Source organism: Microbacterium sp. B19(2022), from assembly GCF_012030385.1.
Taxonomy (GTDB): Bacteria; Actinomycetota; Actinomycetes; order Actinomycetales; family Microbacteriaceae; genus Microbacterium; species Microbacterium oxydans_B.
Genome location: NZ_JAAUVO010000002.1, coordinates 208,575 through 231,307 on the forward strand (window position 1 = coordinate 208,575; position 22,733 = coordinate 231,307).

16 protein-coding genes are annotated in these 22,733 nt (G+C 69.7%); 12 read left to right on the forward strand and 4 right to left on the reverse strand.

Annotation, left to right across the window (positions count from 1 at the left end; genetic code table 11):
- Nucleotides 1–11: 11 nt before the first annotated feature.
- The 6 genes from HCX50_RS02710 to HCX50_RS02735 are packed head-to-tail and all read left to right on the forward strand — an operon-like array spanning nt 12 to nt 6,292.
- A complete protein-coding gene (locus HCX50_RS02710; RefSeq protein WP_167632920.1) occupies nt 12–2,258 on the forward strand; it encodes a carbon starvation CstA family protein in 2,247 nt (748 codons plus the stop codon).
- 1 nt (nt 2,259) lies between these two features.
- On the forward strand, nt 2,260–2,505 hold the full coding sequence (locus HCX50_RS02715) for a YbdD/YjiX family protein (protein ID WP_091032394.1): 246 nt from the start codon (nt 2,260–2,262) through the stop codon (nt 2,503–2,505).
- A gap of 31 nt (nt 2,506–2,536) precedes the next feature.
- Nucleotides 2,537–3,718 (forward strand): sensor histidine kinase, encoded by a 1,182-nt coding sequence (locus HCX50_RS02720; protein ID WP_167632921.1) that lies wholly within the window; start codon nt 2,537–2,539, stop codon nt 3,716–3,718.
- Between the two features lie 5 nt (nt 3,719–3,723).
- On the forward strand, nt 3,724–4,467 hold the full coding sequence (locus tag HCX50_RS02725) for a LytR/AlgR family response regulator transcription factor (protein WP_167632922.1): 744 nt from the start codon (nt 3,724–3,726) through the stop codon (nt 4,465–4,467).
- Nucleotides 4,464–4,838: a heavy metal transporter gene (locus HCX50_RS02730; RefSeq protein ID WP_167632923.1), complete on the forward strand. Its 375-nt coding sequence runs from the start codon at nt 4,464–4,466 to the stop codon at nt 4,836–4,838. The genes HCX50_RS02725 and HCX50_RS02730 overlap by 4 nt, the downstream gene beginning before the upstream one ends.
- Nucleotides 4,835–6,292, forward strand: a complete 1,458-nt coding sequence (locus HCX50_RS02735; protein WP_167632924.1) for a sodium/solute symporter — start codon at nt 4,835–4,837, stop codon at nt 6,290–6,292. Before HCX50_RS02730 ends, HCX50_RS02735 begins: the two co-directional genes overlap by 4 nt.
- A gap of 28 nt (nt 6,293–6,320) precedes the next feature.
- Here HCX50_RS02735 and HCX50_RS02740 read toward each other — a convergent pair whose 3' ends face one another.
- The 3 genes from HCX50_RS02740 to HCX50_RS02750 are packed head-to-tail and all read right to left on the reverse strand — an operon-like array spanning nt 6,321 to nt 8,724.
- Nucleotides 6,321–7,442, reverse strand: coding sequence for a DUF6226 family protein (locus HCX50_RS02740; protein ID WP_167632925.1), 1,122 nt, complete (start codon nt 7,440–7,442; stop codon nt 6,321–6,323).
- Between the two features lie 5 nt (nt 7,443–7,447).
- Nucleotides 7,448–8,383 (reverse strand): pirin family protein, encoded by a 936-nt coding sequence (locus tag HCX50_RS02745; protein WP_167632926.1) that lies wholly within the window; start codon nt 8,381–8,383, stop codon nt 7,448–7,450.
- Nucleotides 8,380–8,724, reverse strand: coding sequence for a GNAT family N-acetyltransferase (locus tag HCX50_RS02750; RefSeq protein ID WP_091032379.1), 345 nt, complete (start codon nt 8,722–8,724; stop codon nt 8,380–8,382). The genes HCX50_RS02745 and HCX50_RS02750 overlap by 4 nt, the downstream gene beginning before the upstream one ends.
- A gap of 106 nt (nt 8,725–8,830) precedes the next feature.
- On the opposite strand from HCX50_RS02750, the gene recQ reads away from it, so the two are divergent.
- From recQ to HCX50_RS02765, 3 genes are all read left to right on the forward strand, one after another.
- Nucleotides 8,831–10,879: a DNA helicase RecQ gene (gene recQ / locus HCX50_RS02755; RefSeq protein WP_167632927.1), complete on the forward strand. Its 2,049-nt coding sequence runs from the start codon at nt 8,831–8,833 to the stop codon at nt 10,877–10,879.
- A 99-nt stretch (nt 10,880–10,978) separates the two neighbouring features.
- Nucleotides 10,979–12,073, forward strand: a complete 1,095-nt coding sequence (locus tag HCX50_RS02760; protein WP_167632928.1) for an ATP-binding protein — start codon at nt 10,979–10,981, stop codon at nt 12,071–12,073.
- 145 nt (nt 12,074–12,218) lie between these two features.
- Entirely contained in the window at nt 12,219–14,285 is a 2,067-nt protein-coding gene (locus HCX50_RS02765) for an acyl-CoA dehydrogenase family protein (RefSeq protein WP_167632929.1), read from the forward strand.
- A gap of 22 nt (nt 14,286–14,307) precedes the next feature.
- Here the strand turns inward: HCX50_RS02765 and HCX50_RS02770 are convergent, their stop codons facing one another.
- Nucleotides 14,308–14,757, reverse strand: coding sequence for a hypothetical protein (locus HCX50_RS02770; RefSeq protein WP_167632930.1), 450 nt, complete (start codon nt 14,755–14,757; stop codon nt 14,308–14,310).
- Nucleotides 14,758–14,851: 94 nt separating this feature from the next.
- Here HCX50_RS02770 and HCX50_RS02775 point away from each other — a divergent pair, with 94 nt between their 5' ends.
- The 3 genes from HCX50_RS02775 to HCX50_RS02785 all read left to right on the forward strand — a co-directional run bounded on the left by HCX50_RS02775 (nt 14,852) and on the right by HCX50_RS02785 (nt 22,715).
- A complete protein-coding gene (locus HCX50_RS02775) occupies nt 14,852–15,898 on the forward strand; it encodes an NAD(P)-dependent alcohol dehydrogenase (RefSeq protein WP_091032369.1) in 1,047 nt (348 codons plus the stop codon).
- Nucleotides 15,899–15,926: 28 nt separating this feature from the next.
- Entirely contained in the window at nt 15,927–16,496 is a 570-nt protein-coding gene (locus HCX50_RS02780; RefSeq protein WP_167632931.1) for a DNA-3-methyladenine glycosylase I, read from the forward strand.
- A 129-nt stretch (nt 16,497–16,625) separates the two neighbouring features.
- Nucleotides 16,626–22,715 (forward strand): Ig-like domain-containing protein, encoded by a 6,090-nt coding sequence (locus tag HCX50_RS02785; protein ID WP_167632932.1) that lies wholly within the window; start codon nt 16,626–16,628, stop codon nt 22,713–22,715.
- The last annotated feature ends 18 nt before the right edge of the window (nt 22,716–22,733 follow it).

Sequence of the window (22,733 nt, forward strand, 5' to 3'; positions counted from 1 at the left end):
AGGAGACTCCCATGACCGCACCGGGCATCGAACCCGTCACCGACCCGAAACTCCCTCCCGTCGCCCTCAGCGAGGAGCATCACGAGAAGGCGAACCGCTGGACTCTGCCGAAGATCATCCTCTGGGCGGCGATCGCCCTGCTGGGTGCCGTCGCGTGGACCATGCTCGCGATCGTCCGCGGCGAGACCGTCAACGCGATCTGGTTCGTGTTCGCCGCGGTCTGCACGTATCTGATCGGCTACCGCTTCTACTCGAAGGTGATCGAGAAGTACATCACCCGCCCGGACGACCGACGGGCCACCCCCGCCGAGGTCCGCCAGGACGGCAAGGACTACGTCCCCACCGACCGGCGCGTGCTCTACGGCCACCACTTCGCCGCCATCGCCGGCGCCGGGCCGCTCGTCGGCCCCGTGCTCGCGGCGCAGATGGGCTTCCTCCCCGGCACGATCTGGATCATCGTCGGCGTCGTGCTCGCCGGCGCTGTGCAGGACTACACGGTCCTCTTCTTCTCGATGCGCCGCGGCGGCCGCACGATCGGCCAGATGGCTCGTCAGGAACTCGGCAAGATCGGTGGCACCGCCGCGATCATCGCCTCGCTGCTGATCATGCTGATCATCGTCGCGATCCTCGCCCTCGTCGTGGTCAACGCGCTCGGCGAGAGCCCGTGGGGCGTCTTCTCGGTCGCGATGACCATCCCGATCGCGCTCTTCATGGGCGTCTACCTGCGCTACCTGCGCCCCGGCAAGGTCACCGAGGTCTCGATCATCGGCTTCGCACTGCTGATGGCCGCGATCATCGGCGGCGGCTGGGTCGCGGGCACCGAATGGGGTCAGGCGATCTTCCACCTCGACCGCACCACCATCGCGTGGGGCATCATCATCTACGGCTTCATCGCCGCCGTGCTCCCGGTCTGGCTGCTGCTCGCTCCGCGCGACTACCTGTCGACCTTCATGAAGATCGGCGTGATCGTCATGCTCGCCGGCGCCATCGTGCTGGTCCGCCCCGAGATCACGGTTCCCGCGGTCAGCATCTTCGGCGAGAACGGCATGGGTCCGGTGTTCGCCGGTCCCCTCTTCCCGTTCCTGTTCGTCACGATCGCCTGCGGTGCGCTCTCGGGCTTCCATGCGCTGATCGCGTCCGGAACCACACCGAAGCTCATCGAGAAGGAGCGCCAGACGCGCTTCATCGGATACGGCGGCATGCTCATGGAGTCGTTCGTCGCGATCATGGCCCTCGTCGCCGCGATCTCGATCGACCAGGGCATCTACTTCGCGATGAACGCGCCGGCCTCGGCGACGGGCGGAACGGTCGAAGGGGCCGTCGCCTTCGTCAACTCGTTGGGCTTGTCGGGGGTGAACCTCACGCCCGAGATGCTCACCGGCACGGCCGAGGCAGTCGGCGAGGAGTCGATCGTGTCCCGCACCGGTGGCGCCCCGACCCTGGCGCTCGGACTCGCGCACATCATGCAGCAGGCCCTCGGCGGTCAGGCGCTCATGGCGTTCTGGTACCACTTCGCGATCATGTTCGAGGCGCTGTTCATCCTCACCGCGGTGGATGCCGGCACCCGCGTCGCCCGCTTCATGCTGCAGGACTCGATCGGCGCCTGGTTCCCCAAGTTCCGCGACGTCTCGTGGCGCCCCGGCGTCTGGATCTGCACCGCGATCATGGTGGCCGGCTGGGGAGCGATCCTCATCCTCGGTGTGACCGACCCGCTCGGCGGCATCAACACCTTCTTCCCGCTGTTCGGCATCGCGAACCAGCTGCTCGCCGCGATCGCGCTCGCCGTGGTGCTGGCCATCGTCGCCAAGCGCGGCCGCAGCTACTTCAAGTGGCTGTGGATCATCGCGCTGCCCCTGGCGTTCACCGCGGTCGTCACCATCACGGCGTCGTTCTACAAGATCCTCTCCCCGGTCCCCGCCATCGGCTACTGGGCGAACCACTTCAAGTACGTGGCCGCCCGCGACTCCGGCGACACCGCGCTCGGTGGGCCCGAGGTGCTCGACGCGGTCATCCGCAACACGGCCGTGCAGAGCACCCTGTCGATCATCTTCGTCACCCTCGCGATCATCGTGATGGTCATGGCCGTGATCGTCACGGTCAAGGCGATCCGCAACGGCGGCGGCGAGAACACCGAAGACGAGCCGGTCGCCTCGCGCCGCTTCGCCCCGGCCGGGTTCCTGCCCAGCACCGCGGAGCGCGAGCTCGAGAAGCAGTGGGAGCCGATCCTCGCCGACGAGCGCAAGGCGTCGTCCCACTGAGATGGCCGACACTATGAGTCGGACGGATGCCGCGACCACCCTCCTGCGCGCTCTACTGGGCGCCGTGGGCCGGGTGGGCCGCGGCATCCGCTGGTACATGACGAACCTGATGGGCGACAGCGCCTACGCGACCTATGTCGCCCATCAGCGCCGCGTGCACCCCGACGAGGAGCCGATGACCGAGCGGCAGTTCTGGCGGGAGCGGATGGACGACCAGGACCGCAACCCCGGTGCCCGCTGCTGCTGACGCGCCGTGCACGGCTCCGTAGGCTGATCTCATGACCGACGTCGTTCTCGCCGCAGTGCTCGGCGTGCTCGGCGGCGTCGTCCTGACGCTGCTGCTGCTGTTCGCGCGGCGTCTCGCGCGCGGGGCAGCCGACCTCGGCAGCGATGCGGAGCAGGCGGCGCTCACCGCGCTGCACCAGGCGAGCCTGGCCGCTCCGCACCTGCGCGCCGGTCTCGCCGCACCCGATGTCGTCAAAGCCGCACGCCACCTGCGTGTGCTGCTCGGCAGTGCCGCGGTGGCGATCGTCAGTGCCGACGACACCGTCTCGTTCGACGGCTCGTCCGACGGGCTGGAGTCGGCGGCGATCCGCATCGCCGCGCAGGTCAGGGCCTCCGGGCGTCGACAGGTGTTCCCCGCGTCGGGACGCGACGACGACCTCGAGGCCGTCGGGGCTCCGATCCGCGTCGACGGCCGCGTGGGCGGCGTCGTCGTCGCGTTCGCGGCACCCGTCGGGGCGGCGCTCGTGCGGGCCGCCGAAGAGGTCGCCGACTGGTGCGCCGCGCAGGTCGAGCTCGGGGTGCTCGACTCATCGCGGACCCAGCTCGCCGAGGCGGAGCTGCGGTCGCTGCGGGCGCAGATCTCCCCGCACTTCATCTACAACGCCCTCACGGCGATCGCGTCGTTCATCCTCACCGACCCCGAGCGTGCCCGCGAGCTGGTGCTCGAGTTCGCCGATTTCACGCGCTACTCGTTCCGGCGACAGGGGGAGTTCACCACGCTCGCCGAGGAGCTGGGCAGCATCCACTCGTACCTCGAACTGGAGCGCGCCCGCTTCGGGGATCGGCTGCGGGTGACCCTGCAGATCGCGCCGGAGACCCTCGCGACCGTCATCCCCTTCCTCTCGGTACAGCCGCTCGTCGAGAACGCGGTGCGCCACGGACTCGAACCGGGTGAGGGCGGCGGGGAGATCCGCATCGTCTCGCGCGACGACGGCACGCACACCGAGATCACCGTCGAGGATGACGGCGTGGGCATGGACCCCGAAGCCCTGCGCGCCACGCTCACCGCGAGCGACGACGGCGTGCACGTCGGCCTCCGCAACGTCGACACCCGGCTGCGCCAGCTCTACGGCGCGGACGGCGGTCTGGTGGTCGAGACCAACAGCGGCGCGGGTACCCTGGTGCGCATGCGGGTCCCGAAATCTCAACCGCAGCACGATCCGGACACCGACTGATGACGATGCCCACGAACAGCGCACCCCCGATCGACGTCCTCGTCGCCGACGACGAGAGCCCCGCGCTGGACGAGCTCGTGCATCTGTTGCGCACCGATCCGCGCATCGGCGAGATCCTCACGGCGTCGTCGGGTGCCGAGGCGCTGCGGCTGATGTCGGAGCGCGCGGTGCGGATCGCCTTCCTCGACATCCACATGCCGGGGCTCAGCGGCACCGAGCTCGCGCGGGCACTGCTGACTCTCGCCGTGCCGCCGGCGGTCGTGTTCGTCACGGCCGACGACGCCAAGGCGGTGGAGGCGTTCGAGCTGCGAGCCGCCGACTACCTGCTCAAGCCGGTGCGGGCCGCGCGGCTGCGTCAGGCGGTCGACCGTGTGGTCGAGGTCGGCGGCGACACCGCGGCATCCGGCGACGACGAGGTGCTGCCGGTCACGGTCGGCTCCGCGGTGCGGTTCGTGCGCCGCAGCGACGTGACCTGGGTGCAGGCGCAGGGCGACTACTCCCGGCTGCACACCGGCGACGGCGCGGGGCATCTGGTGCGCATCCCGATCTCCGAGCTCGAGACGCGGTGGACGGATGCCGGGTTCGTGCGCATCCACCGCTCGTCGCTCGTGCGCATCTCCGCCGTGACCGAGGCTCGGCTCTCCGGCGCGGAGGCCGCCGTCTCGATCGGTGGGCTCTCACTTCCGGTGAGTCGGAGGATGGTGCCGGCCGTGCGCGAGGCGTTGGTGCGCGGCGAGGGCGCGGGATGACCGAGAAACCGAAGCGGGTCCGCGTCACCGCCGACCTCCCCGACCGGCGCCCGATGCCCCTGACCCGCGGCATCGCACTGCCCGGTGCCCCCGTGGATGAGGCGGATGCCGTCTACGCGCGGGCCCTGATGCGCAGCCAGCTCCGCCTCGCACTGGGGACCGTCGCCGGGTTCGTGGTCGTGGTCGTCGCACTGACCCTGGCGATCGCGCTCATCCCTGAGATCGGGCGGATCCTGGTGTGGGGCCTGCCGCTGTCGTGGCTGCTGCAGGCGTACGCGTTCTACCCGATCATCGTCGTCTTCGCCGTGCTCTACGTGCGCACGGCCGCCCGTAACGAGCGCCGGTACCGGGCGCTGCGAGACCGCGAATGAACGCGGTGCTCGACCTCATCGGGGTCGCGCTGGTCATCGTCGCGACGCTGCTGATCGGCGTCTACGGACTGCGCATCTCGCGCACGACGGGCGACTTCTTCGTCGCCTCGCGCACGGTGCGACCGGTGTGGAACGCGTCGGCGATCAGCGGCGAGTATCTGTCGGCCGGCACGTTTCTCGGGCTGTCGGGCCTCGTGCTGCTCGACGGCGCCCGCGGGTTCTGGTTCCCGATCGGCTATGCCGCGGGCTATCTGCTGGTGCTCGCATTCGTCGCCGCCCCGCTCCGGCGCAGCGGCGCGTACACGATCCCCGACTTCATCGAGGCCCGGCTCGAGTCGACCTCGGCACGGCGGGTGACCAGCATCGCGGTGCTCGTCATCGGCTGGCTGTACATCGTGCCGCAGCTGCACGGCGCCGGGCTCACCCTGCTCGTCGTGGCCGGCCTTCCCGAATGGGTGGGCGCGGTGACCGTCGCGGTGCTCGTGGCGGCGGCGGTCGCGGCGGGCGGCATGCGGGCGATCACCTACGTGCAGGCGTTCCAGTACTGGCTCAAACTCACCGCGCTCCTGGTGCCCGTGGTCTTCATCGCCTTCGCCCTGAGCGGGGGGCCGCACGACTTCGATCCGGCGCTCGTGTTCCCCGTCGAGGCCGGTCCCTCCGGCTTCGACGTGTACGAGACGGCCTCCCTCCTGCTGGCACTGCTGCTGGGCACGATGGGCCTGCCGCACGTGCTGGTGCGGTTCTACACGAGCCCGACCGGGGTGTCTGCCCGCCGCACGACCGTGATCGTGATCGGCATGGTGAGCGCGTTCTATGCGGTGTCGAGCACGATGGGGCTGCTGGCCCGCATCGCCGCTCCCGACCTCGCCGTGCCGGGTGTGGCGGACACGGTGGTGCTGCTGCTGCCCTCGCGGGTCTTCCCCGGGGTGGTCGGGGAGCTGCTGACCGCGCTGATCGTCGCCGGAGCGTTCGCCGCGTTCCTGGCGACCTCGGCCGGACTCGTCGTGTCGCTCGCGGGGGTGATCAGCCAGGACGTGTTCTCGGGCTCGGTGCGCTCGTTCCGCCTGTCGGCGGTGCTCTGCGCCCTGGTGCCGCTCGTGATCGCGCTGCTCACGGCGCCGGCGGGGCTCGGATCGAGCGTCGGCGTGGTGTTCGTGGTGGCGGCGTCGACGCTGTCGCCGGTGGTGCTCCTCGGCGTGTGGTGGCGCGGGCTCACCGCTCGAGGTGCGGTGGCCGGGATGGTGTCGGGCGGATTGGCCGCGGGTCTCTCGCTGCTCGTGCACGCGGCGGTCGGGGGAGTCGGCGTCGCCGCGCCGTACCTCGCGCAGCCGGCCGCCTGGACGATCCCGCTCGCCACGGCCGTGACGGTCGTGGTGTCGCTCCTCGACCCGCGGGGGCCGTCGCCGCGCACCGACCGCTTCCTCGCGCGGGTGCACACCCCGGAGCGCGGCTGAGTCAGGGCGGCAGAGTCAGGACCGGTGGTCAGGGCCGGGGAGTGCGCAGCGTCCAGGCCGGCCACCAGCCGTCAGGGAGACGCGCGAGGAGGTCTTCGGCATCGTCCAGCTCCTCAGCCGGGAAAGACGGGTCGGGTTCGCCGCCGCCCGACCGTCCGCCCCCGTCAGGGGTGCGCAGCTCGGTATGCAGCCAGCGTCGCTGCCCGACGGGGAAGACCTCCCGCAGTCCTCCGGCGGCGATCGCGAGCAGGGTCTCCTCGAGCTGGTCGGCGACACTCTCGGCGGTCTCGTCGCAGGCATCGCAGGTGCAACTGGGCGCGTATTCCCGGGTCAGGGCTCCGGACTGGATGAAGACGGATTCGGCCGTCCCGGTGAGGGTGATCTGCGCCCCTGTGGTGGGGCGCAGGTGCCAGATGCGTGCCCCCGACTCGTCGGACCGTCGGTCGACATCGACGTCGTACCAGGTCTCGAGGTGGTCGACCAGGGCATCGACGACGCCTATCACCGGGGCGAACCGTTCCGGATGGGTCACCCGTGAGTAGGCGTCTTCCGGAGGCGAGCCACCGGCCCAGCGGGATCCGTAGCGGATGACACGGCCGGACTCGTCGACGAACTCCGGGATCGCGAGCGCCGGGCGCGTGAACGGCACCGGGGCGACGACGAAGTCGATGTCGACCTCTTCGCGCCGCAGGGCGTCGAGCTCCTCAGCGTCGCGGTCGGCCTGCGGCCAGGACGCGAGCATCTCCCGGAACGGCTCGCGCTGCTCCGGGTGCTCGATGATCCCCCTCAGCAGGCCGGCGACCGGGACCGAGATCGTCGAGGTGCCCACCTCGGGTTCGCTCGTGAAGCGCCACCTCGCCGCCGGATGCGCCACAGCGATCGCGTTGCCCAGGAACCGTTCCGCCGCCTCCGCCGTCTCGGGAACATCGAGGAGTTCGGGATGTGCGGCCACGAAGTCCCAGAGGGCGCCGAAGTCGGCGGCGAGGGCGGCGGGGTCCGCGCCGGCATCCCGCGCGAAGGTCTCGAAGAGCGCGAAGCCCTCCACGAATCGCGGGGGCGCGACCGGCTCGGGGCTCGGCCAGATCAGCATGGCGGACATGGCGTCCGGCATCGGCGCGAGCGCGCCGGGGAAGGTGTTCGACGTCGACATCGGACTCAGAGCTTCCGGCTGCGCGGCATGAGCCGTACGTCGGGGAGCGGCGGGGCCGGGATGCGCACGTCGTGACCCTCGACCGCGCCGAAGCGGGGCGATGCCGCTCCCGTCGCGGACTCCGCCTCCCACTCCTCGCGCGCGGCGACGATCTCGTCATGCGAGCGGCCGGCGAAGTTCCACCACATCACGATGTCGTCCTCGAAGGGCTCGCCGCCGAGCATGAACAGCAGTGCACCATCGCGGCTGGCCACCTCGACCTCGTCGCGGGAGTCGCCCAGATAGAGCAGACCATTCCGGTCGAGTGGATGCTCCGCCACCACGGCATCGCCCTCGACGAGCATGAGGGCGTGCTCCCAGTCGGAGCGCAGCGGCAGTCGCACGCGGGAGCCGGGGGCGAGCACGATCTCTGCACCGACGATCGGAGTGTGCACCGTGGCGGGCGAGCGCACGCCCGCGAACTCGCCGAGCACGACCGTGGCCTCGGCATCCGCTCCATCGTCAGCCGGGAGGGCGACGGAGGGCAGCTCGGTGTGGCGCTCGAACCCGGCCGCGCCGTGGCGGGCGGAATCCGGCAGCACGACCCAGAACTGCAGGGCGTCGAGGGGCACCGGACCCTCGCCGATCGAGTACTCGGAGTGCGAGATGCCGTTCCCGGCCGTCATCAGGTTGAGCTGACCGCGGCGCAGGTCGGCGTCGCTGCCGAGCGAGTCGCGGTGGCGGATCTCGCCGACCAGCGGCCAGGTCACCGTCTGCAGCCCGATGTGCGGATGCGGCTCGACCCGCATCTTCGTGTCGGCGGGCCCGAACCGGTCGAGGAAGCACCAGGCGCCGATCGTCGGCAGGTTGCGGTGCGGCAGTGCCCGCAGCACGTTCATGCCGCGTACCCCGCCGAGCGGCACTTCGCGCGGCTCGAGGATGAGGCGGCGCTGCCCGATCATTCCGCTCGGCCCGTCGGGTCCTCACCCGCGGATCCGGCATGTCCCGCGGGGGTCTGCGGCCAGCGGATCTCGGCGCCCGGCACCTCGTGCGTCTCGAGATACTTGGCGATGTAGGGGCAGAGCGGGACGATCGCCTCACCGCGCTCCGTGGCATCCGCCAGTGCTGCCGCTGCGAGCTTCCCCGCCAGCCCGTGGCCCTGGAACGCCGGGTCGACCTCGGTGTGGATGAAGCGGATGCTCCCGGGGCGCAGGTCGAAAGCCGCGAAGCCCGCGAGCACGTCGTCGGAGCGGATCTCGTAGCGCGACTCTTTGTCGTTGCGAGTCACGGTGATGTCGGTCATCGGATGCTCCTTCGAACGGGGTGCCTCCAACCTACGCCCGCCGCGCGGGGTGGGCTCCTGTGGATGAGGCGCCGCCCGCGTCGGCGGGGGTCGTTACGCTGGAGGGATGCCGCAGACTCCCCGTGACCCGTACGCGGATCTGCCGTACGCCGACGAGCCCTACGACGACGGATGGGAGTCGTCCGCTCCTCCGGAGCCCATGGACTGGGAGCCGCAGGGCTCGGGCTACGAGCCGCCGCTCGATTGGGGACAGGGGCCGGTCACTCCGGTGGCCCCGGCTCCCTCCGCCGGCCGTGCGCCCGCCGTGCGCCACGCCACCCCGAGCCGCTATCCGACCGCGCGCGAGGCGCTGCACACGGTCTTCGGCTACGACGAGTTCCGCGGCGACCAGGCCGACATCGTCGAGCAGGTCATCTCGGGCGGCGACGCCGTCGTCCTGATGCCCACCGGCGGCGGAAAGAGCATCACCTACCAGGTGCCCGCACTCGTGCGTGAAGGCACGGGGCTCGTCATCAGCCCCCTCATCGCGCTCATGCACGACCAGGTCGACGCGCTGCGGGCCAACGGCGTCAACGCGGCCTACCTCAACTCCACGCAGGCGATCGACGAGCGTCGCGAGGTCGAGCGGGCCTACGTCGCCGGCGAGCTCGACCTCATCTACGTCGCCCCCGAGCGTCTGTCGAACGCGCAGACCACGGCGCTCCTCCAGCGCGGAACGCTCAGCGTGATCGCGATCGACGAGGCGCACTGCGTGTCGCAGTGGGGCCACGACTTCCGCCCCGACTACCTCACCCTCGGCGACCTGGGCGAGCGGTTCCCCGGGGTGCCGCGCATGGCGCTCACAGCCACCGCGACCGCGGCGACGCACAAGGAGATCACCGAGCGGCTGCGCCTCGACACCGCGAAGCACTTCGTCGCGAGCTTCGACCGCCCGAACATCCAGTACCGGATCGTGCCCAAGGTCGACCCGCGCAAGCAGCTGGTCGCCTTCATCAAGGCGCAGACCCCGGCGAGCGACGACGGCGCGCAGCCCGCGGGCATCGTCTACGCGCTCAGCCGCAAGTCGGTCGAGCAGACGGCGACCTATCTCGCCGCGCAGGGTCTCGACGCGCTGCCGTATCACGCGGGTCTTCCCGCCGAGGTGCGGGCGGCCAACCAGGCGCGCTTCCTCCGCGAAGACAGCGTGGTCATGGTCGCGACCATCGCGTTCGGCATGGGCATCGACAAGCCCGACGTGCGCTTCGTCGCGCACATCGACCTGCCGAAATCCGTCGAGGGGTACTACCAGGAGACCGGTCGTGCCGGCCGTGACGGCGAGCCCGCGGTGGCGTGGATGGCGTATGGACTCGGCGACGTCGTGCAACAGCGCCGCCTCATCGACCAGAGCCCCGGCGACCGCACCTTCAAGATGCGGATGGGGCAGCACCTCGACGCCATGCTCGCGCTGTGCGAGACGGTCGAGTGCCGACGACAGAACCTGCTCGGGTACTTCGGCCAGGAGTCGCAGCCCTGCGGCAACTGCGACACCTGCCTCGACGACACCGAGACGTTCGACGGCCTCGTACCCGCGCAGAAGCTGCTCTCGACGATCGTTCGGCTCAAGCGCGAGCGCAACCAGTCGTTCGGCGCCGGGCACCTCATCGACATCCTCCGCGGCGCCTCCACCGAGCGCATCCGGCAGCAGGGGCACGACAAGCTCGCGACGTACGGCATCGGCAACGACCTCTCCGACCAGGACTGGCGCAGCGTCGTGCGGCAGCTGCTGGCCCGCGGTATCCTGGTCGCCCAGGGCGACTACGGCACCCTCGCCCCCGGTGAGCAGGCGGCGGGAGTGCTGCGCGGCGAGACCGCGGTGCCGCTGCGCAAAGACACGATCGGGCGTCCGACCTCTTCGTCGCGGGCGCGCAAGGCGAGTGCCGCCGACGCGCTGGATGCCGGCGACCGCGGGCTGTTCGAGGCGCTGCGCGCCTGGCGGGCCGAGACCGCTCGCGAGCAGGGTGTGCCCGCGTACATCGTGTTCGGCGACGCAACGCTGCGTGCGCTCGCCGAGCATCGGCCGGCATCTCTCAAGGATCTCGACGGCATCACGGGCATCGGCGCCAAGAAGCGCGAGGCCTACGGCGAGGGCGTGCTGGCGGTCATCGCCGCCGCCTGACCGCCGCGGCCCAATGGCATAGACCCATAGCGTGCGGTCGGGAGAGCGGCAAGAACACCTAAGTACACTGGGTACACAAGAGTTCACAGAAGGGCAGCGATGATCGGCGTGAATCCCTTCCGCCCGACAGCCGGAGCCGAGCCTCCGCAGTTGATCGGTCGTGCCGGGATCCTCGATGAGTTCCGCTACGGGCTCCGCATCCGCTCCGGGGCGCCGGGGCTGCTGACCATCTTCACCGGCGCGCGAGGCATCGGCAAGACCGTCATGCTCGGTGAAGCCGAGGACGCGGCGCTCACTCACGGCTGGATGGTCGTCTCGGAGACCGCGACCCGTGGCTTCCTGGGTCGCATCGGCGAGGCGATGCGCGCCGCCGCAGAAGAACAGGGGCAGGGTCCGGCCGGAAGGCGGATCACCGGTATCGGCGCCGCAGGCTTCTCCATCACGACGCAGCTCCCTCCCGAACAGCAAGCAGGATGGCGACAGGTCGGCGAGAAACTTCTCCGACAGCTCGACGAGAACGGAACCGGGCTGGTCATCACCCTGGATGAGATCCACGGGGCAGACCGGGATGAACTCGCTCAGCTCGCAGCCTCGGTCCAGCATTACATCCGCGATGGTCTCCCGATCGCGCTCCTCTTCGCGGGCCTCCCCGCGGCGGTGTCCGATCTCCTCAACGAGGGGGTCGCGACCTTCCTGCGGCGGGCGGATCGGATCGATCTGCACGCTGCAGCCATCGACGAAGTCGAGAACTCATTCGCAGACATCTTCGCCGTCTGGGACACGCCACTCGATCCTGTGCTGATCAGGGCTGCGGCGGAGTCGACGGGCGGCTATCCGTTTCTGATCCAGCTGATCGGTTATCACCTGTGGCAGGTGGCCGAATCGACGGATCGACCGCTCGGCGCCGAGGACGTCGACCTGGCGCTGTCTGCCGCACACCGCAGAAATGCCCGTGTGGTCATCGAGGCTGCACTGTCCCCTGTCTCCCCGAAGGACCTCGACTTCCTCAGAGCGATGGCCGAAGACGATATCCCTGCGACCGCGGCAGACATCGGCCGTCGCCTCGGTGATAAGAAGAACACGGTCGGCAACTACCGCGCGCGGCTCATCGCTGCGGGCCTGATCCAACCAGCGGGCCACGGTCGCGTCGACTTCGCGATCCCCGGACTGCGGGAACATCTCCGCACTCGTTGAGCCTTTGTCGCGGTCGCCCTGTCGCGAGGCGACAACGGAACGCCGGCATATGCCCGCACGGGGTTGGAGGATGCTCACAGCGGAGTTCGCCCGGGTTTGTCGCAGACCTACCATGGGGACACCCCTACTTCCCTGGAGGAATGCCATGGTCGACGCTGCCGTCCGTCCTTCGACGACACCCGATGAATCGCCCGCGACCGCGCTCGCCCCGCAGCTCGACGTCGCCCGAGTCAACGACGCCCTGATGGGCACCTGGGGCGACGTGCGCCGCCAGGCGCGCGAGATGATCAAGGACTCCGCGTTCTGGCGCAAGGACGAGCTCGGCAAAGACGAGCACCGCGAGCGTGTGCTCAGCCAGCTGCACCTGCTGGTCGAGAACAAGGCCGTGCACCGTGCGTTCCCCAAGTCGCTCGGCGGCGAGGAGAACAACGGCGCCAACATCGCCGGCTTCGAGGAGCTCGTGGTCGCCGACCCCAGCCTGCAGATCAAGTCGGGCGTGCAGTGGGGGCTCTTCGGTTCGGCCGTGCTGCAGCTCGGCACCGCGGAGCACCACGAGAAGTGGCTCCCCGGGATCATGGACCTCTCGATCCCCGGCGCCTTCGCGATGACCGAGATCGGCCACGGCTCGGATGTCGCCGCCGTCGGGACGACCGCGACCTACGACGCGGCGACCGAGGAGTTCGTCATCAACACCCCGTTCCGGGCGGCCACCAAGGAGTACCTCGGCAACGCCGCGCTGCACGGTGTCGCGGCGACCGTCTTCGCGCAGCTGATCACCAACGGCGTGAACCACGGCGTGCACTGCTTCTATGTGCCGCTGCGCGGCGAGGACGGCGTCGACCTCCCCGGCATCGGCCGCGAGGACGACGGTCTCAAGGGCGGCCTCAACGGCATCGACAACGGACGACTCTCGTTCGACCAGGTGCGCATCCCGCGCACGAACCTGCTCAACCGCTACGGCGATGTGGCCGTCGACGGCACGTACTCCAGCGCGATCGACAGCCCCGGCCGTCGCTTCTTCACGATGCTCGGCACGCTCGTGCAGGGGCGCGTGTCGCTCGACGGCGCGGCATCCTGGGCTTCCGCGCTCGGCCTGCACATCGCGATCACCTACGCCACCCAGCGTCGCCAGTTCGACGGCGCGGACGGGCAGGAGGTCGTGCTGATGGACTACGGCAAGCACCAGCGCCGTCTGCTGCCGCGCCTGGCGACCACGTACGCGCAGATCTTCGCGCACGACGAGTTCCTGCAGAAGTTCGACGGCGTCTTCTCGGGTCGCACCGACACGCCCGCCGACCGTGAAGACCTCGAGACGCTGGCCGCCGCTCTCAAGCCGCTGTCGACCTGGCACGCTCTCGACACGCTGCAGGAGGCCCGCGAAGCCACCGGCGGTGCCGGCTTCATGTTCGAGAACCGTCTGGTGGGCCTGCGCGCCGACCTCGACATCTACGTCACGTTCGAGGGCGACAACAACGTCCTGCTGCAGCTGGTCGGCAAGCGTCTGCTGACCGATTACGCCAAGCAGTTCCAGGGCAAGGATGCCGCCGCGCTCGCCAAGTTCGCCGTCGGGATGACCGCGGGCAAGCTGTTCCACGGCGCCGGACTCCGTCAGCTGGGCCAGGCCGTCTCCGACTTCGGCCAGGTGAGCCGTTCGGTCGAGCGGGGGCTGCGCGAGGAGCAGCAGCACGATCTGCTCGCCGGACGCGTGCAGCAGATGGTGGCCGACATCGCCTCCCGCCTGCGCCCCGGCGCGAAGGACAAGGCCCTCGGCGCCCGCCTGTTCAACGAGAACCAGGCCGAGCTCATCGAAGCCGCCCGCGCGCACGGAGAGCTGCTGCAGTGGGAGGCGTTCACCGACGCCGTGCACCAGATCGACGACGCCGACACCAAGAAGGTGCTCACGTGGCTGCGCGACCTGTTCGGTCTGCAGCTCATCGAGAAGCACCTTGCCTGGCACCTGATCAACGGACGCCTGTCGACCCAGCGCGCCGCCGCCGTGTCGAGCTACATCGACCGGCTGTGCGCGCGGCTGCGCCCCCATGCCCTCGACCTGGTGAACGCGTTCGGCTACGAGCCCGAGCACGTGCGGGCGCCGATCGCGAGCGGCATCGAGAAGCAGCGTCAGGACGAGGCCCGCGCCTACTACGCCGACCTCGCCGCCACCGGCAAGGCCCCGATCCAGGAGAAGGCGCTCAAGAAGAAGCAGCGCTGACGGGCCGTCGACCGGGCGCCGGTCAGGAGGACCACTTCGTGAGGTCGATACCGCGTTCGACGGCCAGCGCCTGAAGGTGCTCGGCGGAATCCGTCTCGACGCAGACGCACGCCTGCAGCCCCGCGGTGTCGTCGTCGCGCAGCAGGTAGTAGCTGGTCGCGTCGGTCAGCAGTTTGCCCTCGGCGTCGCGGAACAGCCAGCGCACCTTCACCAGCACGAGTCGATCCGACAGCTCGTTCGCGTCGAGGAGCTCGTGCCCGACGGAGGCGAGGCCGAGTTCCCGGTACAGGGGATAGGACTGCTTCAGCCCCGCGACCATCTCCTCCCGGGTGTCCAGGACGCCGGAGACCCGGTCGTCGGCGATCATGCCGGGGGTCGACCACAGCTCGACGGCGGCTTCGGCGTCGAACTCCGTCAGGGATGCCGCATAGCGCGCGAGGTACTGTTCGATCCGGTCGGTGTGGATGCTCATGATGTCGAGGGTACGGACGGTTCGCATCGACCGTCAGGGGCCTTGACGGCAGCGGGTGCGTAGGGTGGATCGAACCTCAGAAGAAGGAGTCCCCGTGACCCGCGTCAATGCCTACGCCGCACCCCGCGAAGCCGCCCCGCTGGAGAAGACCGTCATCGAACGGCGCGAGCTCGGCCCGCTCGACGTGCTGATCGACATCGCGTTCGCCGGCATCTGCCACTCCGACATCCACACCGTGCGCGGCGACTGGGGTCCGCAGAGGTACCCGCTCGCTCCGGGGCACGAGATCACCGGGACGGTCGCCGCGGTGGGCGATGCCGTCACCCGGCACGCGGTCGGCGATCGCGTCGGCGTCGGATGCCTGGTGAACTCGTGCGGAGAGTGCCGCAACTGCCTGCGCGGCGAGGAGCAGTACTGCACCGAGGGCGCGGTGCAGACCTACGGCAGCACGGACCGCGACGGCACCGTCACGCAGGGCGGCTACTCCGAGCAGGTCGTGGTGACCGAGAAGTTCGTCCTGCGCATCCCGGATGCCCTGCCGCTGGATGTCGCCGCGCCCCTGCTGTGCGCCGGCATCACGACCTACTCGCCGCTGCGGCACTGGAACGTCGGTCCCGGCACCCGCGTCGCGGTCGTCGGCCTCGGCGGCCTCGGGCACATGGGTGTGCAGATCGCGCACGCACTGGGCGCCGAGGTGACTGTGCTCTCGCAGACCCTGAACAAGAAGGACGACGGTCTGCGGCTCGGCGCCGACCACTATCGCGCCACGAGTGACCGGGACACCTTCCGCGAGCTGCGTTCCTCGTTCGATGTGATCCTCAACACCGTGAGCGCCGTGATCGATGTGCGCTCGTACCTGAGCCTGCTCGACGTCGGGGGCGCGCTCGTCTGCGTCGGCGCGCCCGCCGAGCCGCTGTCGGTCGGGGTCATGTCACTGATCGGCGGGCGGCGATCGCTCGCCGGCAGCAACATCGGCGGCATCCGCGAGACGCAGGAGATGCTCGACTTCTGCGCCGAGCACGGTCTCGCCGCCGAGATCGAGGTGATCCCGGCCTCCGAGATCAACGCCGCCTACGAGCGCGTGCTCGCATCCGACGTGCGGTACCGGTTCGTGATCGACGCGGCCACCTTCGCCGACTGACGTCGGTGGGGGCCGATACGTTGACACGATGACCTCTCTTCTCACGGGCCCAGATGCCCGCGACCGCTGCGCCTGGGTGGGCGACGACGTCGAGTACCGCCGCTACCACGACGAGGAGTGGGGTGTGCCCCTGCACGGCGACCGCGCCCTGTTCGAGAAGATGGCGCTCGAGGGCTTCCAGGCCGGACTTTCGTGGATCACGATCCTGCGCAAGCGTCCGCGGTTCCGAGAGGTGTTCGCCGGGTTCGAGCCCGAGGCGGTGTCGGAGTTCGATGACGCCGATGTCGAGCGGCTCATGGCGGATGCCGGCATCATCCGCAACCGCGCCAAGATCCTGGCCACGATCGGCAACGCCCGCCTGGTGCGCACGATGGCGGAGGGCGAGCTCGACGAGCTGATGTGGTCGTTCGCACCGGCGGCATCCGGCGCCCGTCCGGCGTCGTTCGCTGAGGTTCCGGCGGTCACGCCGGAGTCGACGGCGATGAGTAAAGAGCTGCGTCGACGCGGGTTCCGCTTCGTCGGGCCGACCACCATGTATGCCCTCATGCAATCGGCCGGGATGGTCGACGATCACATGGCAGGATGCTGGCGCGCGTAACGGAGGGTGATGGGGATATCTGCCCATCGAGTGATATTCCGCGACGCGGTTAGGATGTACGAGTGCTCAGCGACCAGTCGGGCCTGCGCATGAGTAATCGGAGAGTGTGACCCTGGGGGGGAACCGGGCATGAAGGCCTTGTCATGGATGCGCGCGCGACCCAAGACGCTGGCGTCCGCCGCCGGCGTCACCGTCGGCGTCATCGCCATCACGACCATGGCCTTCACCTATGAGGGGTTCCCGACCACCAAGGTCGACCTGAACGACGGCGGCGTCTGGATCACCAAGACGTCGAGCCTGCTCGTCGGCCACTTCAACAACGAGTCCACGATCCTCGACGGCGGTCTGCGCACCACCAGCGAGAACTACGACATCCTCCAGGCCGCGGCCAACGTGCTCGTCGTCGACCAGAGCGCGTCCACCGTGACCGCGATCGATCCGGCCCGGGTCTCGCTCGGCGACTCCACGATCATCCCCTCGTCGGCCAAGGTCGCGATGGGGGCGAACACCGCGGCCATCCTCGACGAGAAGTCCGGCGACCTCTGGGTCGTGCCGGTCAAGGGCATCGCCTCCTTCGAGATCGAGGCGGCCGAGCCGGTCGTCGAACTCGGCGAGAACTCCGACGTCACGGTGGCCCAAGACGGCACCGTCTTCGCCCTCTCCGGCGAACGCGGCGAGGTCGTCACTGTGCCCGTCGACAACGAAGGTGCTCCGGGAGAGACGTCGACCTCGTCGGTCGGCGAGCTCGACCTGTCGGTGCGCCCCACCATCACCGCCGTCGGACGCACACCTGTCGTGTTCGACGAGGCGGCCGGAGTCGTCACGACGCCGGGAGGCCTCCGCACCGAGGTCGAGGGCGCGGCGGATGCCGTGCTGCAGCAGGCTTCGGCCGAGACCGACGCCGTCGCGATTGCCACCCCGACCGCGCTCGTGCGCGTGCCGCTCGACGGCAGCGAACCGGAGCAGACCTCCGCGGGCGGCGAGGGCACGGCTGCGGCACCGGTCTGGCTCCGCGGCTGCACGTACGGGGCCTGGGCGGGGTCGGCGACCTTCATCCGCGAGTGCCCGGGTGACAGCAACGACGTGAACGCCCCGATCGACGGCGCCGAGGAATCCGCCAGCCTGACGTTCCGCGTCAACCGCGACGTGATCATCCTCAACGACGCGGTGGGCGGCGCCGCCTGGATGGCCAACGAGAGCCTGCAGCGCGTCGACAACTGGAACGACCTGACGCCGCCCGAGGGCGAGACGGAGAACCAGGAGGACTCGACCGAGGAGACGGTCGAGACCACACTCCCGGAGCGCAGCGAGGAGAACACGCCTCCCATCGCCGAAGACGACTCGTACGGCGTGCGCCCCGGCGCCACGACGCTGCTCCCCGTGCTCGACAACGACAACGACCCCGACGGCGATGTGCTCGTCGCGGCGCTCGCCGAAGCGCAGCCGTCCATCGGGACCGTGCAGCCGATCAACAACGGCGGCTCGCTGCAGATCACCGTCGGCGAGAAGGCCTCCGGCACCGCCAGCTTCACCTACGAGGTCGATGACGGACGCAAGGGCAAGGACACCGCGGTCGTGACCCTCGCGGTGCACGACTGGAACGAGAACGCCGGCCCCACGTCGAAGCGGAAGACCTCGCTCGCGGTCGAGACCGGCGGCACGATCTCGTACAACATCCTCCCGGACTGGATCGACCCCGACGGCGACGACATCTACCTGAAGGAGGTGCTCGCCGCCCCCGGCGACGAGGTCGACTTCAGCAAGGACGGTCAGATCACCTACAAGGCGACCGCGAGCCTGCAGGGGCGCAAAGACGTGCAGGTCACCGTCGCCGACGCTTTCGGAAAGCTCGGCACCGCGACCATCGCCCTCGACGTGCGCCCGCAGGGCTCGACGAACCCCAAGACCAACGCCGACCACGTGATCACACGCGCCGGCGAGCAGGTCACCGTCGCCCCGACCGCGAACGACACCAGCACCTCCCGCGAGCAGCTGCGTCTGAGCCGGGTACTCGACACCCCCGGGGCGACGATCGTCCCGAACACGCCCAACAAGACCTTCTCCTTCATGGCCGAGAAGCCGGGCGTCTACTACGTGCAGTACCAGGTGACGACCGGTCCGAAGAACGGCGAGGGCATCGTCCGCGTCGACGTGATGCCGGAGTCGGAGACCGATCTGCCGCCCATCGCCGTCCGCGACGTGGCACTTCTCCCCACCGGCGGCGACGTGCTGCTGGGCGTGCTCAACAACGACACCGACCCCGCCGGCGGCATCCTCGTCGTGCAGTCGGTGTCACTGGAGCCGAGCAGCGGCATCTCGGTCTCGGTCCTCAACCACGAGACGCTGCGGATCACGGATCAGGGCGCCCTCGAAGAGCAGGTGCGCGTCAAGTACCGCATCTCGAACGGGTCCAAGTCGGCCGAGGGCGAGGTCGTCGTCATCCCGATCCCGGCCCCGGACGAGCTCCTGCAGCCGATCGCCAACCCCGACACGGCGACCGTCCGCGTCGGCGATGTCGTGACGATCCCGGTGCTCGACAACGACACGCACCCCAGCGACGACGTCATGCACGTCGAGCCCGAGCTCATCGAGCCGTTCGTCGACCCCGAAGACGGCGAGGCCTTCGTCTCGCAGGACACCGTGCGTTTCAAGGCGGGCCCTGAGGCCAAGACCGTGTACCTCACGTACGAGGTCTCCGACTCGCGCCAGCAGAAGGCGGCCGGCTACGTCACCATCCAGATCCTGCCCATCGACGAGGAGAACAACGCAGCTCCCCGTCCGCAGGACCTCGTCGCCCGCGCACTCGCCGGCACCGAGGTGAACATCGCGGTGCCGCTCGACGGCATCGACACCGACGGCGACTCCGTCGAGCTGGTCGGCATCGAATCGAGCCCCAGCAAGGGACGCATCACGAACGGTCCGAACTACTTCACCTACGAGGCCTCCGACGGGGCATCCGGTGTCGACGTGTTCAAGTACCGCGTGCGCGATCGGCTCGGAGCAGAGGGCGTCGCGACCATCCGCGTCGGCATCGCCCCGGCCGAGCAGATCAACCAGCCCCCGTATGCGGTGAAGGATGCGGTGGTCGTGCGACCGGGCCGCGAGATCGCCGTGCCCGTCCTCGCGAACGACTCCGACCCCGAGGGCGACAAGGTCTCGCTCCTCAAAGACGGCCTCGAGCTCCCGGAGGGCTTGGAGGCCCGTGTCTCCGGCGACCGGGTGCTCGTGCAGGCGCCGAACGGCCCGACCGAGACCTCGCTGCAGTACACCGCCGTCGACGCCCGCGGGGCCGAGGCGACGGCGACCCTGCAGATCACCGTCGACGAAGACGTTCCGCTGCGCGCGCCGGTCGCGCGCGACGACCGGCTGCAGCCGGTGGATCTGAAGGACGGTGGCCTGAGCGCCGACCTCGACATCCTCGCCAACGACGAGGACCCCGACGGCACCACCGACAGCCTCGCCGTCGCGATCGGCGAGGGCGGCACGCAGCTCGAGAACGGCAAGGTGCGCGTCACCGTCACCGACGAGCTGCAGCTGATCCGCTACACGCTCACCGACCGCGACGACCTGCAGGCATCGGCGTTCATCTTCGTGCCCTCGCGCGCCGACCTGCGCCCGACGCTCACCTCGACGAAGCCGCTCGAGGTCGTCAGCGGCGAGACCGAAGAGGTTCCGCTGTCGAAGTACGTCACCGTCGCCGGCGGTGGTGACGTGGTGATCACCGAGAAGGCGAAGATCAGCGCGAACCACGCCGACGGCTCCGACCTGCTCAAGGACGCGAAGACCCTCGTCTACACCTCGGCCAAGGGCTTCTTCGGACCGGATTCCCTCACCTTCGAGGTGACCGACGGCGATGGGCCGGACGACCCCGAGGGGCGCAAGGCCACGCTCAGCATCCCGATCAACGTGCTGCCGCCCGAGAACCAGCAGCCCACCTTCATCCAGGGGCAGGTCAACGTCGCCCCCGGCGAGCCGGCGACCTCGCTCGACCTGGCCGCTCTCACCGACGACCCCGACCCCGAAGACGAGGGCAAGCACGACTACTCCCTCGTCGGCGGCGAAGAGAAGGGCATCTCCGCCCGCATCGACGGTGACGACAGGCTCGTCGTCGAGGCCGCATCGAATGCCAAGAAGGGCACCACGGTCACGCTCAAGATCCGCGTCTCCGACGGCACGACCGAACCGGTCGAGGGCACGGTCGCGGTCTTGGTCACGGCGTCGACAAGGTCGATGCCGGCGGCGAACACCGACACGGTCGCCGAGGCGGATGCGGGCAAGACCATCACCGTGCCCGCTCTCGCGAACGACTACAACCCGTTCCCCGAGACGCCGCTGAAGATCGTGACCGCGGTCGCGGAGTCGGGCTCCGGCGAGGTCACGTTCACCGACAGCGAGGTCACCGTCACGCCGAACGAGTCGTTCGTGGGAACGCTCGTCGTGCGCTACCGCATCCAGGATGCGACCGAGGATGCCGACCGCGAGGTCAACGGCCAGATCGTCGTCACCGTGCAGGATGTGCCGGATGCGCCAGGCGTCCCGGTCATCGCGAGCGTGCAGGACCGCACGGTCGTGGTGTCGTTCTCGGCCCCCTCGAACAACGGCGCCGAGATCACGAAGTACACCGTGAAGTCGGTCGGTGGCAGCTCGTACACCAAGGAGTGCCAGTCGACCACCTGCACGCTCGACGGCCTCACCAACAACGTCGAGTACACGTTCCAGGTGACCGCGACCAACCGCGTCGGCGAGTCCGAGCCGTCTGCCCTGTCGGCACCGGCACGCCCCGACGCGCGTCCGGACACCCCGAACCCGCCGACCCTGAAGTTCGGCGACAAGTCGCTCCAGGTGTCGTGGGCCACTCCGACCACGCCGGGCTCTCCCGTCGACCGGTACACGCTCGAGATCTCGCCCGCGCCGCCTTCCGGCGTGACGCAGAAAGAGGTCACGGGCAACTCGATCACGTGGGAGGGGCTGGAGAACGGCTCGGACTACCAGGTGAAGGTGCAGGCGCACAACAAGGCGCCCGACCCCTCCAGCTGGAGCGGCTGGTCGGCCTCCGAGATCCCGGCCGGTCCGCCGCTGGCCCCGGCACCCCCGACGACGGTCGAGCTCTCGCCCGTCGGCAACCAGGCGCAGATGCAGGTGAACTGGGCGGCGCCGGACAAGAACGGCGACGCGATCCGCGGTTACCGGCTCGAAGTGCTGCGCGGCGGCGCGGTCGTGCGCACCATCACCCCCGGCCCCGAAGCGACGAGCCAGGCGGTCGTCGTCGACACCTCGGAGACGGCGTACACCTACCGCATCCAGGCCTACAACAAGGCCGGCTGGGGCGACATGAGCGCCCCGTCGGCACCCCGCCGCGGCGTGATCGCACCGGGCGCGCCGACGAGCCTGCGAGTCACGCAGGAGCTCGACCGCGCACTCGTCATCGACTTCCGTCCGGGGTCGAGCGGTGGCGCGTCTTCCGGCGAGATCTTCTACGAGTATCGGCTCGACGGCGGCAACTGGAACGCTTTGCCGGGCAACAAGACCATCGGCGGACTCACGAACGGCCACAACTACACCGTCGAGGTACGGGCCGTCACCCGCCTCCTCACAACGGACTTCGCGGGGTCGAGCTACGCCGGCGCCGTCTCGAATGCCGCACAGGGCAACCCGCACGGAAAGCCGGCCCCTCCGGCCGTGAGCGCGGAGTCGCTCGCGAGCCAGGTACGCCTGAACTGGAACGCGAACGGCTCGGGCAACGGCCGCAGCATCGACACCGTGCAGGTCAGCATCGACGGGGGCGGATGGCAGGGCGTCGCGGCGTCGGGCTACGTCGATGTGGGCACATACAGCGAGTACCACACCATCAAGGCGCGTGCGAGGGACACCACGGGCACCTGGTCGGATGAGAGCGGCACGGCGGGGAACACCGCGCAGGCGCAGCCGCAGCCGCGTTGGTGGGCCTCGCAGGGAGTCGACTCCCGCAACTGCAGTCCCGACACGTGCTACTACCTGAACCTGAACACGGCGAACGTACCCGCGGGAACGTACATGATCCGCTGCCTCGACAACGGTCAGCCGTACCGCTCAGCCAACGGGCAGGTCTCGACCTACAACCGGTACACCGTGCCGGCCAACGGCACGATCCAGCTCTCCTGCTGGCACGGCGGCATGGGCAGGACGCTGCAGGCCGACATCCAGGGCCTCGGCGCGTCCGAGGGCACCAGCTGGCCATAGGCCACCGCTCCCGTCACA

Excerpts from the sequence above, each read along its gene's own strand:
- HCX50_RS02710 (WP_167632920.1), top strand. The coding sequence starts at position 12 with ATGACCGCACCGGGCATCGAACCCGTCACCGACCCGAAACTCCCTCCC.
- HCX50_RS02715 (WP_091032394.1), top strand. The coding sequence starts at position 2,260 with ATGGCCGACACTATGAGTCGGACGGATGCCGCGACCACCCTCCTGCGC.
- HCX50_RS02720 (WP_167632921.1), top strand. The coding sequence starts at position 2,537 with ATGACCGACGTCGTTCTCGCCGCAGTGCTCGGCGTGCTCGGCGGCGTC.
- HCX50_RS02725 (WP_167632922.1), top strand. The coding sequence starts at position 3,724 with ATGCCCACGAACAGCGCACCCCCGATCGACGTCCTCGTCGCCGACGAC.
- HCX50_RS02730 (WP_167632923.1), top strand. The coding sequence starts at position 4,464 with ATGACCGAGAAACCGAAGCGGGTCCGCGTCACCGCCGACCTCCCCGAC.
- HCX50_RS02735 (WP_167632924.1), top strand. The coding sequence starts at position 4,835 with ATGAACGCGGTGCTCGACCTCATCGGGGTCGCGCTGGTCATCGTCGCG.
- HCX50_RS02740 (WP_167632925.1), bottom strand. The coding sequence starts at position 7,442 with ATGTCGACGTCGAACACCTTCCCCGGCGCGCTCGCGCCGATGCCGGAC.
- HCX50_RS02745 (WP_167632926.1), bottom strand. The coding sequence starts at position 8,383 with ATGATCGGGCAGCGCCGCCTCATCCTCGAGCCGCGCGAAGTGCCGCTC.
- HCX50_RS02750 (WP_091032379.1), bottom strand. The coding sequence starts at position 8,724 with ATGACCGACATCACCGTGACTCGCAACGACAAAGAGTCGCGCTACGAG.
- recQ (WP_167632927.1), top strand. The coding sequence starts at position 8,831 with ATGCCGCAGACTCCCCGTGACCCGTACGCGGATCTGCCGTACGCCGAC.
- HCX50_RS02760 (WP_167632928.1), top strand. The coding sequence starts at position 10,979 with ATGATCGGCGTGAATCCCTTCCGCCCGACAGCCGGAGCCGAGCCTCCG.
- HCX50_RS02765 (WP_167632929.1), top strand. The coding sequence starts at position 12,219 with ATGGTCGACGCTGCCGTCCGTCCTTCGACGACACCCGATGAATCGCCC.
- HCX50_RS02770 (WP_167632930.1), bottom strand. The coding sequence starts at position 14,757 with ATGAGCATCCACACCGACCGGATCGAACAGTACCTCGCGCGCTATGCG.
- HCX50_RS02780 (WP_167632931.1), top strand. The coding sequence starts at position 15,927 with ATGACCTCTCTTCTCACGGGCCCAGATGCCCGCGACCGCTGCGCCTGG.
- HCX50_RS02785 (WP_167632932.1), top strand. The coding sequence starts at position 16,626 with ATGAAGGCCTTGTCATGGATGCGCGCGCGACCCAAGACGCTGGCGTCC.